The following is an 11,988-nucleotide window of genomic DNA, read 5'->3' as shown; positions in this document are numbered from 1 at the left end:
GTGAATGTTTGGCGGTGAAATGTCGATGTTATGCAGGCTGCGCGATGCAGCGTCCCGCAAACATGAATTGTTGCCTGCGCCAAAAAACGTAACTTTGATCTCAAAGTTGGTTACGAAATTACCATCGTGACTTTTTAACGCAAAAATTTACCAATATCGAATTGGAAGCCCCACAATGAAACGTCGTCAATTTTTAAGCGGTGCCACCGTTGCCGCTGGCGCATTTGCGGCCACGACCGCTGCGCCATCCATCGTTAAGGCCGATGAAACCATCAATTGGCGCATGGTTATGCCATGGCCAAAAGGCACACCGGGTCTTGGTGCCAATGGGGAACTGTTTGCGCAGCGTGTGAACAAAATGTCGGGTGGTCGTCTCAAAATCACCGTCTATGGTGCAGGTGAGCTGGTTCCGGCCCTTGAATGCATGGATGCGGTCGAACAGGGTGTTGCCGATCTGGCCCATGCCACCCCGTATTACTGGTTTGGTAAAGACCCGGCTGTATCGTTCTTTACCACCATTCCGTTCGGTCTGATGGCGTGGGAATTGTCGGGTTGGCTGCGTTTTGGCGGTGGTCAGGAACTTTGGGACGAACTGTATGCCCAGTTCAACGTCAAACCGTTCCTGGCAGGCAATACCGGCCTTCAGGCCGGTGGCTGGTTCAACAAGGAAATCAATTCGGTTGAAGACCTTCAGGGCCTGAAAGTTCGTTATGCCGGTATCGGTGGCGAAGCCATGCGCCGTCTGGGGGCGACCCCGTCGCTTCTGGCAGCAGCCGACATTCTGCCAAGCTTGCAGTCAGGTGCGATTGATGCGGCTGAGTGGGTTGGTCCGTGGAATGATTATGCATTCGGTCTGGCATCGGTTGCCAAATATTACTACACCCCGGCATTTGCCGAACCGGGTTCAGGCATCGAAGTCTTTATCAACAAGGACAAACTGGCGGAACTGCCAGAAGACCTGCAGGAAATCGTTGCCGTTGCCGCACAGGCCAATGTTGATCAGACGCTTGCAGATTTCACATTCAACAATGTGCAGTCCTATCAGGCGATCCTGAACAAAGGGACCGAGATCCGTCACTTCAACGATGATCTGATCACGGCCTTTGCCGGTGCCGCCAAAGAAGCCGTCGAAGAAATTGCCGGTAAAAACGATCTGAATGGTCGTATTTATGCATCCCTGATGGACTTTGCCAAAAAGGCAGCCCCATACGGCAAGGAATTCGAAGCAACCGCGCTGAACCAGCGTGCAAACGTGTTTGCCAATTCATAATCCTGATCGGGATTGCGCATTGCACCAGTGACAAAGGCCGGCACGTTTGCGTGTCGGCCTTTGTTTTTTTTGGGGGATGGTTCGCGCATTTGGATTGGCCCTAATCCATATGGGCCACCTCAAGCGGGAAAAGATGGCGATAGGGCCGGGCTTCTTCGATGCACCGCGCAAAGGACGGGCGTTCCATCAGCCGGTCGCGATAGGCATGAAGATGGCTGTATTTACGATCAATCGGGTGGGTCCAATGTGCATAGAAAAGCGCAGGACCTGCTGCACAATCGGCCAGAGTGAAATCATCGCCCGCAGCCCAGTGCCGTGATGCCATTTTGTCGTTCAACCAGCCATATGACGTTTCAAGAAGCTCAATCGCCTTATTCACCCCGTATGGGTCGCGGTTCTGCTGTTCGCGGAGAACGTCGAAGACAACCGTCATTTGCGGTGTCGAAACATAGTTGTCAAAGAACCGGTCCATGAACCGGGTTTCAAGCGCAATCTCGGGATCCTGCGGGATAAGGTGATGACCGGAATTATAGCGCACGTCGATATATTCAATAATGATCGTGCTTTCCACCAATGTCCGGCCATCATCAATGATCGCCGGCATGCGCTTAAGGCGCCAGACATCTTCAAACTCGGCCAGGATTTCCGGGTTTTCAAAGTCAATGGCGCGCAGCGTGTAATCGACGCCATGTTCATAGAATGCCACCAGCGCCTTTTGACAATAGGCGGAAAAGCGATGGCCATAGAATGTGATGGGCATTTAAGCCTCCCGACGTTTCTTGTATAAACCAATTGCGGTTTGCAACCGGTTGTATTCTGACAAAACTGATCCTAATTTGCAATCAGAACTTAAAAAGGAACGCAAGACATGGATCAGCACCGTTCGGGATGCCCGATTAATCTGACATTGGAAGTATTGGGGGATCGATGGAGCCTGATCGTCATTCGCGATGTCATGTTTGGCAATCGCCGTCATTTTCGTGAATTGTTGGGAAATTCCGAAGAAGGCATTGCCTCAAACATTCTTTCCGCACGCCTCAAACGCCTTGTCGCCGAAGGGCTTTTGTCCAAAAACCCGGATCCAAGCCACGCGCAGAAATCGATCTATAGTTTGACCGGCCCCGCGATTGAACTGGTGCCAATTCTTGTGCAAATGGGCGCATGGGGCCGTCGTCACACACCGGTATCAAAAGAACTGTCGATCCGGGCCCAATTACTTGAAGAAGGCGGACGGGCCATGTGGCAGGGCTTTATGGATGAACTACGCCACATCCACCTTGGCGCGCCCGCACCCAAGGTATCGGTTTTGAGTGCGTTGCACGATGCTTATCTGCGCGTGGTTGCAGAGGAAGCCGCCAATCATCAGACAAAAGAAAAGGGTGCCAAGGCACCCTGATCACTAAACCCGTTTCGGGATTTTATCGCATGTTTACGGCTGTTTACTGCGCGCTTAATGCACAGTCGGTGCATTGGGCGTGGCTGGCAGATCAAAGGTGAATTTGTCCTGATCTTTAAGCTCTTCATTCGCGGGCCGCTTGACCAGTTCTGCTGCGAGAACCAGGGACGTTTCAATCGTCCATTTAAGTTGTTCGACCGCAGCTTCATTCCCGGCATTTAACGCCTCGGGCAGGATGCGTTCTTGTAAGAACTTGGCAACCCCGGCAAAGGCGCGCGCAGCACTTTCGCAGTTGGCCCGTTCGACCATGAACCGCCCGGACTGCTCAATCGCGTCCGAAATACCGGCCAGATGGCCCATCATGACGCGGATTTCGCGGTCATCCGTTTCGGTTTTCTTGGCGACAAATCGCAAAATACCGGCGTAAAAGCCGTAATCAGAAGGCATTGGAACCACGCTTCCCTTAGGTTTTAATTTAGGGTCCTGACCCAAAATTGGATTTGCGTCGTTTTAGACAATATGTCCGCCGTGGTATAGTCCCCGATAACAGATAATTGTAACCGCCTGATTTGGCGGCTAGAATAAAGCTTATAGACAGGGCTATACGCGAATGCTTCAGGGCGGACTGATCTTTATTGTTGCGATGGCCTATATCGGTCTGTTGTTCGCCATTGCCCATTATGGCGACAAATATGCCGAAAAATGGCGTGGATCAAAGCTTAAGCCAACAATCTATGCCCTTTCGATGGCGGTCTATTGCACAAGCTGGACGTTCTTTGGCTCAGTCGGGACGGCTGCCACACGCGGCTGGGCGTTCCTGCCGATTTATATTGGTCCGATTTTGGTGATGATTGTCGGTTTTGGCGTCATGACCAAAATCGCCCGCGTCTGCCATCAGCAAAACATCACCTCAATTGCCGATTTTCTGGGCTCGCGCTATGGCAAAAGCCAAAGTCTGGCCGCCCTTGTTGCCCTGATCGCGGTTGTCGGGGTGCTGGCTTATATCTCGCTTCAGCTCAAAGCCGTGTCACTGTCCTTTGACGTTCTGATTGGCGAGTTGGGCGAACAGGTTGTCCGCCATTCTGCAGAACATTTTTCCAAGGATACCGCATTTTATGTCACGATCCTGATGGCGGTTTTCGCCATTCTGTTCGGGGTGCGTTATATCCATGCGTCCGAACATCATGATGGCCTGATCCTTGCCGTTGCGTTTGAAAGCCTGGTCAAACTCGCCGCCCTTTTGCTTGTCGGGTTCTTTGTCGTCTATGGCATGTTTGACGGCTTTGCCGATATCAACAAGCGTGCGCTTGCTGATCCGATGGTCCGGCAATTGTTCATTCCCGATACATGGCTGACATCGCATTTCTTTATCGCAACCTTGCTTGCGGCTTTTGCCATATTCTGCCTGCCGCGCCAGTTCCATGTCACCTTTGTTGAAAATGACGACAGCCGTAATCTGGTCAGTGCGCGCTGGCTGTTCCCGGCTTATCTGATTGCAATCAATATCTTTGTTGTGCCGATTGCCATTGCCGGTCTGTTCATGTTTGGCGATGATCCGACGGTCAACCCCGATACATTTGTTCTGACCTTGCCGCTTTTGGGTGGGCAGAACTGGTTGGCGGTTGTGGCGTTTGTTGGCGGGCTTTCGGCCAGTACCGGGATGGTGATTGTGTCCTGTGTCGCGGTCTCGACCATGGTCTGTAACGATCTGGTCATGCCGCTTTTGCTGCGGTCGGAAAAGCTGCAAAAACGCATGTCGGGCGATGTCAGCCAGGTTTTGCTCAAAGTCCGCCGTGCCGCCATCATTGTGCTGCTGTTTCTCGCCTACGGGTTTTATCGGTTTCTGTCGGAAAAATATGCGCTGGCCGATATCGGCATGCTGTCCTTTGCTGCCATGGCGCAATTTGGTCCGGCGGTTCTGGCCGCGATCTATCTTAAAAACATCAATCGCACCGGGGTTCGGCTTGGCCTGACATCCGGGTTTGCCTTGTGGGTTTATACCCTTCTGCTACCGGCATTTGTTCAGGGCGAATTGCTTCCGGCCTCCATCCTTACCGACGGGCCGTTTGGCATTGCCATTTTGCGCCCGCAGGCCTTGCTTGGTGTCGGGATTGAAGACACGCTGACCCACGGGGTGGTCTGGTCGCTTGGTATGAACTTTATCTTGATGTTTGTCGGGTCTGCCGTGGGTGTGCAAGGTGTCACCCAGCGCCGTCAGGCACAGGTCTTTGTCGATGTCTGGCGCAAAAACACCAAGGTCAGAAGTGACATGTGGCCGGGCCGCGTCACCCTTGGTGATCTTGAAGATCTGGCCGCGCGGTTCCTTGGCAAACATTGGGCGCAGCGTGCCTTTCGCAATTACCTGCAAGCCCGCGAAAACCCGACCAAGCGATCCGATCTGGCCGATGTCGATGCCGCGAACTTTACCGAACATCTGTTGTCCGGCGCTGTCGGGGCGGCATCATCGCGCGTGGTGATGGCATTGTTGTTACCCGACAAGGCCGTGTCGCGCCGCGATGCGATGGAACTTCTCGACGAAGCATCCGAGGCGATCAAGTTCAACCGCGATCTTTTGCTCAATACCCTTGAAAACATTTCGCAAGGGGTCGGGGTGTTTGATCAAAACTTGCGCCTTGCGACCTGGAACCATCGGTTTATTGATCTGCTTGGCGTTGCCACAAGCGACATTCAGGTGACATTGCCGCTGTCTGATCTGGTGCAAATATGCCGGATCAATGGCACGCGCGCGGTCAATATTGATATCTTGCTGGGCCGCAATACCGCCCCCCAAATGCGCCGCTTGCCCCATACCTATGAGCGCAAAAGATCAGACGGCATGGTGCTTGAAATTCGTACCAACCCCATGCCCGATGGCGGGTTTGTTGCCACCATTGCCGATATTACTGCGCGTGTGCGCACCGAAGAAGCCCTTCGCGAAAGCGAACGCAACATTCGGATTTACACCGATAATATTCCGGTGATGATCGCCTATGCCGATAAAAATCAGCGCCTTCGCTTTACCAACCGTCCTTATGAAAAGATGTTTGGCCTGAGAAGGGTCGAGGCCCACGGCATGGCCGTGCGCGAAGCTGTGGGCGAGGAACGCTTTGTCCATCTCGCGCCGATGATTGATCTGGTGCTTAAGGGATATCGTCAAAGCTTTGAAATTGAATTCCCGGCGATCACGCGCAATCGCAATGATGAACGCGGTGTGCTTGGTGTGCGCGAAGGCCGCTATGCCGAAGGCACCTATATCCCGCACTTTGATGAAACCGGCGAAGTACTGGGTTATTTCTGCATTTATCACGACATTACCGAACGTAAAACCGCCGAACAGGCGCTGAAAGAAGCCAATGAAGGCCTTGAAGCCCGCGTGACGGAACGAACCCATGCGCTGGAAGTCCTGAACTCCGAACTATCAATTGCCAAGGAACAGGCCGAAACCGCGAATGATACCAAAACCCGTTTCTTTGCTGCGGCCAGCCACGATTTGTTGCAACCGCTTAATGCTGCACGCCTGTTCACCGTCGCCCTTGGCGGCAAACACGGTTTGGCCGAAGACGTGATGGATCTGGTCGGCAAGGTTGATCTGTCGCTTAAGGGCGTCGAAGAACTCCTGAACGAGCTGTTGGACATCTGCAAACTTGATGCCGGTGCGATGCAGCCCACCATTCGTGATTTTGCCATCAATGATGTGCTGGGCGCGCTTGAAACCGAATTTGGCCCGATTGCCGAAAATGCCAATCTTAGTTTCAAGGTCCATAAGCGCGATCTGTGGGTTCATAGTGATTCGCGCTTGTTGCGCCGTATCCTGCAAAACTTCATTTCCAATGCGATGCGCTATACCCGAACGGGCGGGGCGGTGGTCGGCTGCCGTGTGCGCGGCGACAAGCTTAATATCGAAGTCTGGGATAGCGGGCCGGGCATTCCCGAAGACAAACTGAAAATCATCTTCCGCGAATTCCATCGCCTGGAAGGCCCGGAAACCACCGATGTAAAGGGGCTCGGCCTTGGCCTTGCCATCGTTGATCGTCTGGGTAAATCGCTTGGCCATCCGGTCACGGTTCGATCGCGCCCCGGTCGCGGCACGGTCTTTTCCGTCGAAGTCCCGCTTGGCATTGCCGATACGCAAAGCACGCTGAAACCCAAACGCCGTATGGCGGGCGAGTTGGGCGGATTACGGGTGCTGTGCATTGATAACGAACCGACCATCCTTGATGGCATGCGCGCCATGCTTGATAACTGGGGATGTGTCGTGGCAACCGCACAATCGGGCACATTCGCCGAAAACCTTCTGACCAAGCCCGAAGAAGGAAAATCGCCGTTTTCCCCGGACATCATCCTTGCCGATTACCACCTTGATTCCGGCCGAACCGGCCTTGAAGTCCTGTCGCGCCTGCGCGATGTTCACGCCGTTAACGTGCCGGGCGTCATCATCACCGCCGACCGCTCCACCGAAACCGCTGATTTGATCCGCGAGCAAGGGTTCTCGTTGCTGAACAAGCCTCTGCGACCTGCGAAACTGCGGGCGCTGATGACGCGGGCTCTTAATCGTCTTGGCTCAGATGCAGCGGAGTGATTTGAGGAACTAAATTGGAGATCGACATTTGGAAGATTTAGATGCCGAATGGGATAAGGTTCCATCATATTGGAATAACAAGAGGGTTCACTTCTTTAAGTACATTTCTTCCGACACAGCGAAGATTGTGCTGCAGAATCGAACTTTGAGGTGGTCATGCCCAGAGTTACTTGACGATGCATTGGAAATGAAGTTTCAGGTTTTTGCGGAGGAGCAGTACGATAAACTAAAGGAAAAATATCTGGATCGTCTTTGGCTGCTTTATAACTCAGGCAACGATGTCGTTCCGGACAACCGGCTTGGTGAAATTCTCCAAATTTACCGCGATCGTGTTTCTATAACGAGGGACGAGTTGCATCGCGAGTTGGGTGAGGAATTTGACGAGACAATGAATCTCTGTCGGAAGCATGAGGAATTATTCTCTCGCGAGATAACGAGAATGCTCAAGCGAACAAAAGTACTTTGCCTTACTATCAGACCGGATAACAATTTGATGTGGGCGCTTTATGCTCAAGGGCATTCGGGCATAGTCTTGCGCTTCAGGTCCTCTCCAGATGTGGATAGTGTGTTTGGTACCGCTATGCCTGTCTTTTATAGCGAGCAAGTGCCGGTGCTATATTCTGAGGATACGTTGATTGATGTTCTTACTGGCTTAAGACGTATTGCCGCGAAAGACATCTTTCGGCGGATCGTAACCACTAAGTCTAGTGATTGGGAGTATCAGCAGGAGTGGAGAATTGATGGAGGATTTGGCCGGGAACCTGATGCCAAATTTGAGGACTTCCAGTTTAGCCCTTATGAACTGGATGGTGTCATCTTTGGATCTAAATTTCCTGCAGAAAATCAAAAGAAGATACGTGACTTATGTGAGCATTATCCATGCGTGAAGTTCTTCAAAGCAGTCATAAGTGATAAAGAGTTCGGAATACGAATTGATTCACTTGAATGATTCGTAGGGGACCGAAAAAAGGGGACAGATTTATTTTCTATCCTTACGCACTCTCCCGAACCGACTGAATCAGTATATCCGCCGGAATATTCCACACCTCATTCAGCTTTCTGATTTGTGTCAGAGACAAGCTGGCCTTGTGATTAAGGAATTCTGAGGCGCGTGAACGACTGCCAAGCAGTTTACCGAGTTCGGCACGTTCCAGCCCATTTTGCTCCATATAAAACAGCACGGCTTCAACCGCATCCGGTGCAGAAATCGGGAATTGCTGTGCTTCATACTGATCAATCAGGATGCCAAGAATTTCGAGTTGATCGGCCTCTGCTGTGCCGGGTCTTGCATCCCAAAGACGTTCGATAAGCTCCATGGCTTCGGCATGGTCGGCTTCGGTCTTGATGGGTTTCAGTACATGGGTCGTTTGCATTTCTTTGCTCCTGCCAAAGTCGCTAAAACTTATCGACGGATTTGGCATCAATCTTGTCGTAATCGGCATGGGTGCCGACGAATTTGATCCAGGCGATCTGGACATCAAACCGGAACGCGACAATGAGCCGATAGTCATTGCCATGTATCTTGAACCTGATCCGCTCGGCATTGATGCTTTTGGCGGTGCCAAAGACATTCAAAACATCTTGATGGTTCTGCCATTGCGCTTTTCGGGTTCGATCAAACCATGCCTTGAGCGGTTGTTCGGTTTCGGGATGCTTTGACCAGAATTCAACAAGCACCTTGCGGGCAATGATACGCATTGATTTCCCTAATACTGTGGTGCTTGGGTCTTCAATTGTTTTGGACTATATCATGTTCCAAAAAATGGAACAATATCGTTTTACCAGGCTATCATTTTGTGAGTGCTAGTTTGGCGCCCATCGCAATAAAAGCCCCGGCAAAACCCTTGCCCAACCATCGCATCACATTCGGGCGCTCGATAATGCGGTGTCGAAGGGCTGCAGCAAAACACCCGTAGACGGCAAACACCCCAAACGTCATCCCCATAAAGATCAAACCAAGCACCGTCATTTCCCCGGTTGTGTCGGGCGGGTTAGCGCTAACAAATTGCGGCAGGAAGGCGAGGAAGAACAGGGATAGTTTGGGATTAAGCAGGTTGAGCAAAATCCCGTCGCGGAGGGTTTTAAGGATGCCGGTCGGGGTGCCATTGGCCGTGACTTTCATCGCGCCTGTGCCATGCCACATCCCCCACGCCATATAAAGCAGCCACGCTACGCCGAGATAGCGCACGGCCTCAAACGCGATGGCACTGGTGTGGAGAAGCGCGCTTAGGCCAAGGATGCTGGCGGCCATATGCGGGACAATGCCAAGCGTGCAGCCAAGGGCGGCCCATATGCTGGCTTTGCGTCCGCGTCCCAACCCAATGGCAAGGGTATAGATAACCCCGGTTCCGGGCAGGGCGACGACGATGAGCGAGGTTAGAAGATAATCAAAAGTGATCATGTCCGGTACGTTCAGTTGCGTGCTGTTGCTCGAAACATACGTGGCAGGAGCAGCGCATTCTTGAACGGAATTGCAGGATGTTTAGCAGGTCCTGATGGCCTTGGCATAGCGGCCCGGAGTGATGCCAAAGGCGCGGACAAAGTGACGGTTAAGGTGGCTTTGATCGGCAAAGCCTGCGTCTTGCGCAATATCGGCAAGACGCGCACCGCCCTTGATCATGGCGCGTGCAAGATCAATGCGCCGCTGGATCAGATAGGCATGCGGGGTAAGGCCCGTTGCACGGGTGAAATCACGCAGGGTTTGAAAACGGCTTAATCCCGCCACGGCGGCAAGATCATGAAGGCCGTGTGCAATGCTCGGGCAATCATCGATCAATGATTTGGCGCGTTTGATCCGGGCATGGGCAACGGATTTGCCTGTGTCGTGGTTTGATCCGTGCGCGCCTGCACCCGCGTTGATTTGCGCGTGATGAAGCACCAAAAACAGCATTTCTTCACGCCGCAAGCGCGCAGCATTTTCACTGCCCTTGGCAATGGCATCAAACAGCGTGATGAAGCAGTTGCGCACCGGCGAGCTGTCAATCACCGGATTGGTGAATTCATAGTGCGTATGCGCACCATTGGTCATATCCGATGTCAGATCGGCAATCAGGGTTGGCTCGAAATACAGCATGTTCCAACCGCGCGGATCGTCACCAATCGGATGACCATCATGTACTTCACGGGGATTGACCGTAATGATGTTGCCAGCCCCGGCTTCGACCATGCCGCGCCCGGATGCGGATTTTTGCGCACCCGAATGCATATAGCCAATCCCGAACGCCTCGTGGGTGTGTTTGGCAAAGGAATGGCGTGTCTGGGCCATGATGGCCTCCACACCCGCACAATCATGGGAAATGATTTCGATCTGATCCGACATGCGTCAAAGGTGGCAGCGTTGTGCGGGTTTGGCAATGGGGTGTGATGGCAACTATCGCGCGGACTGTGAATATCAAGACTGCCGTTTGGGCCGGGTCAGTACGTTTTTGCCATTGCCATGCACATGCGGGCCCAACAATTCACGCAAACCGCCAAGTCCTTCAACATGATTGGCAATAACCCGGGTGACGATCAAAAGCGGCACGGCAACCAGAATGCCAACCACGCCCCACATCCATCCCCAGAACGCGACGGCAAGAACAATCGCGATGGAATTGATCCGGATGCGATTGCCGACAAGGGCAGGGGTAATGATCTGACCTTCAAGCACGGTACAGGCAAGATAGACCGCCGGGGCCATAAGGGCCTGGCTGGTGGTTTGCATGGATACAAGGGCAACAATACCCACAATGGCAATCCCGGTTAAAGCGCCAAGGATCGGCACATAATTCAGGACGGCGGCGGCAATCCCCCACAAAAACGGATTGGGCATGCCAAGGGCGGCCATCGAAATGCCGACCACCAGTCCCAGAACAATATTGATCGCCGATATGGTCGCAAGATAGCGCGATACTTCGCGTTCGACGTCATGGGCAATCCGAATCCCCTTACGCCGGTCGCCAAAGGTCGGAAGGGCACGAACCAGCTTTTCATAGACCAGATCACCAGCCGAAAGGATAAACAGCAACAAAACAAGCACCATCGCGATCCCGGTCAGCATACCGGGCGCACCTTCGGCAGCCTGACTGATCAGGTTGGGTTCGGTCACGACCACTTTCTGCACATCTTCATTGCCATTGTTTTGATCGGTCGCCTCGCTCACTTTTTGCTGCGCATCGCGAAGCTTATCAAGCGGTTCACTTAAATCGGCAAGCCGCAGACGCAACTGTTGTTCGATTTGCGGGGCTTGATCTATCCACCCCGAAACCGGGCCGCTTAACCCGTAAATACCGGCAATCACGGATGCGCTCAGTGTGAGCACAATGGTAATCGCCGTGAGACTACGCGGAATGTGAAACCGCGAAAGCGTGCGTACGAGTGGGGAGAAAACAAGTGAAAGCAAAAACGCCATAATCACCGGCAGCAAAAGGCTTTGCGCCACATAAAAACAGCCAAGGGTTAAAATCCCAAAGGTTCCAATCACCGATATCGTGCGCGCCCGGCGATAGACCAACGCGCGTGAGCTGGCCGTCGCACTGCGCGAACGTTCAAGCTCGGTTTCTGGGCTGTCTTCTGGCTGCACACCCGCCACGTCTGTGGCCTCTGGCGCGATTGGGTCGCTCATGCAATTTGCTTTCGGTTTACGCTGCCGGGCAAGATTGCACGGCAAAGGACATTCTGTCTTTAACGTGGGGGATGCGGGGATGTTCCGCAGTTGACGCGCATGGAAATTAAGCTGAACAATGCGGACACATTACCAAAAAC

General features: G+C 52.9%; 11 protein-coding genes. 4 read left to right on the top strand and 7 right to left on the bottom strand.

Annotation, left to right across the window (positions count from 1 at the left end; all coding sequences use genetic code 11):
• Positions 1–175: 175 nt before the first annotated feature.
• Positions 176–1,270: a TRAP transporter substrate-binding protein gene (locus ACQ0MK_RS09005; RefSeq protein ID WP_350047371.1), complete on the top strand. Its 1,095-nt coding sequence runs from the start codon at positions 176–178 to the stop codon at positions 1,268–1,270.
• Positions 1,271–1,370: 100 nt separating this feature from the next.
• On the opposite strand, the gene ACQ0MK_RS09000 is transcribed toward ACQ0MK_RS09005, so the two are convergent.
• Positions 1,371–2,030, bottom strand: coding sequence for a glutathione S-transferase family protein (locus ACQ0MK_RS09000; protein ID WP_430475725.1), 660 nt, complete (start codon positions 2,028–2,030; stop codon positions 1,371–1,373).
• A gap of 108 nt (positions 2,031–2,138) precedes the next feature.
• Between ACQ0MK_RS09000 and ACQ0MK_RS08995 the strand changes: the two genes are divergently transcribed.
• Positions 2,139–2,666, top strand: coding sequence for a winged helix-turn-helix transcriptional regulator (locus ACQ0MK_RS08995; RefSeq protein WP_430475724.1), 528 nt, complete (start codon positions 2,139–2,141; stop codon positions 2,664–2,666).
• A 54-nt stretch (positions 2,667–2,720) separates the two neighbouring features.
• Here ACQ0MK_RS08995 and ACQ0MK_RS08990 read toward each other — a convergent pair whose 3' ends face one another.
• On the bottom strand, positions 2,721–3,113 hold the full coding sequence (locus ACQ0MK_RS08990) for a hypothetical protein (RefSeq protein ID WP_430475723.1): 393 nt from the start codon (positions 3,111–3,113) through the stop codon (positions 2,721–2,723).
• Positions 3,114–3,276: 163 nt separating this feature from the next.
• On the opposite strand from ACQ0MK_RS08990, the gene ACQ0MK_RS08985 reads away from it, so the two are divergent.
• Complete coding sequence (locus tag ACQ0MK_RS08985) at positions 3,277–7,245, top strand: NahK/ErcS family hybrid sensor histidine kinase/response regulator (RefSeq protein WP_430475722.1); 3,969 nt, start codon at positions 3,277–3,279, stop codon at positions 7,243–7,245.
• A gap of 28 nt (positions 7,246–7,273) precedes the next feature.
• Positions 7,274–8,194 (top strand): DUF2971 domain-containing protein, encoded by a 921-nt coding sequence (locus ACQ0MK_RS08980; protein ID WP_430475721.1) that lies wholly within the window; start codon positions 7,274–7,276, stop codon positions 8,192–8,194.
• 43 nt (positions 8,195–8,237) lie between these two features.
• Here the strand turns inward: ACQ0MK_RS08980 and ACQ0MK_RS08975 are convergent, their stop codons facing one another.
• The 5 genes from ACQ0MK_RS08975 to ACQ0MK_RS08955 all read right to left on the bottom strand — a co-directional run bounded on the left by ACQ0MK_RS08975 (position 8,238) and on the right by ACQ0MK_RS08955 (position 11,848).
• Entirely contained in the window at positions 8,238–8,618 is a 381-nt protein-coding gene (locus ACQ0MK_RS08975) for a helix-turn-helix domain-containing protein (protein WP_430475720.1), read from the bottom strand.
• Between the two features lie 22 nt (positions 8,619–8,640).
• A complete protein-coding gene (locus ACQ0MK_RS08970; RefSeq protein WP_350047365.1) occupies positions 8,641–8,943 on the bottom strand; it encodes a type II toxin-antitoxin system HigB family toxin in 303 nt (100 codons plus the stop codon).
• Positions 8,944–9,034: 91 nt separating this feature from the next.
• Positions 9,035–9,646: a LysE family translocator gene (locus ACQ0MK_RS08965; RefSeq protein WP_430475719.1), complete on the bottom strand. Its 612-nt coding sequence runs from the start codon at positions 9,644–9,646 to the stop codon at positions 9,035–9,037.
• A gap of 81 nt (positions 9,647–9,727) precedes the next feature.
• A complete protein-coding gene (locus tag ACQ0MK_RS08960) occupies positions 9,728–10,510 on the bottom strand; it encodes an AraC family transcriptional regulator (protein WP_430475718.1) in 783 nt (260 codons plus the stop codon).
• 126 nt (positions 10,511–10,636) lie between these two features.
• The gene (locus tag ACQ0MK_RS08955; RefSeq protein ID WP_430475717.1) at positions 10,637–11,848 is read right to left on the bottom strand and encodes an AI-2E family transporter; all 1,212 of its coding nucleotides are present in this window, start codon (positions 11,846–11,848) and stop codon (positions 10,637–10,639) included.
• Positions 11,849–11,988: the final 140 nt, after the last annotated feature.

The sequence above is a fragment of the Thalassospira lucentensis genome (assembly GCF_050516545.1).
Taxonomy (GTDB): Bacteria; Pseudomonadota; Alphaproteobacteria; order Rhodospirillales; family Thalassospiraceae; genus Thalassospira; species Thalassospira lucentensis_C.
This window is presented reverse-complemented; position numbering and strand designations above follow the sequence as displayed.

Bases quoted from the DNA above. Each gene is read 5' to 3' on its own strand.
- ACQ0MK_RS09005 (WP_350047371.1), top strand. From the start codon at position 176: ATGAAACGTCGTCAATTTTTAAGCGGTGCCACCGTTGCCGCTGGCGCA.
- ACQ0MK_RS09000 (WP_430475725.1), bottom strand. From the start codon at position 2,030: ATGCCCATCACATTCTATGGCCATCGCTTTTCCGCCTATTGTCAAAAG.
- ACQ0MK_RS08995 (WP_430475724.1), top strand. From the start codon at position 2,139: ATGGATCAGCACCGTTCGGGATGCCCGATTAATCTGACATTGGAAGTA.
- ACQ0MK_RS08990 (WP_430475723.1), bottom strand. From the start codon at position 3,113: ATGCCTTCTGATTACGGCTTTTACGCCGGTATTTTGCGATTTGTCGCC.
- ACQ0MK_RS08985 (WP_430475722.1), top strand. From the start codon at position 3,277: ATGCTTCAGGGCGGACTGATCTTTATTGTTGCGATGGCCTATATCGGT.
- ACQ0MK_RS08975 (WP_430475720.1), bottom strand. From the start codon at position 8,618: ATGCAAACGACCCATGTACTGAAACCCATCAAGACCGAAGCCGACCAT.
- ACQ0MK_RS08970 (WP_350047365.1), bottom strand. From the start codon at position 8,943: ATGCGTATCATTGCCCGCAAGGTGCTTGTTGAATTCTGGTCAAAGCAT.
- ACQ0MK_RS08965 (WP_430475719.1), bottom strand. From the start codon at position 9,646: ATGATCACTTTTGATTATCTTCTAACCTCGCTCATCGTCGTCGCCCTG.
- ACQ0MK_RS08960 (WP_430475718.1), bottom strand. From the start codon at position 10,510: ATGGCCCAGACACGCCATTCCTTTGCCAAACACACCCACGAGGCGTTC.
- ACQ0MK_RS08955 (WP_430475717.1), bottom strand. From the start codon at position 11,848: ATGAGCGACCCAATCGCGCCAGAGGCCACAGACGTGGCGGGTGTGCAG.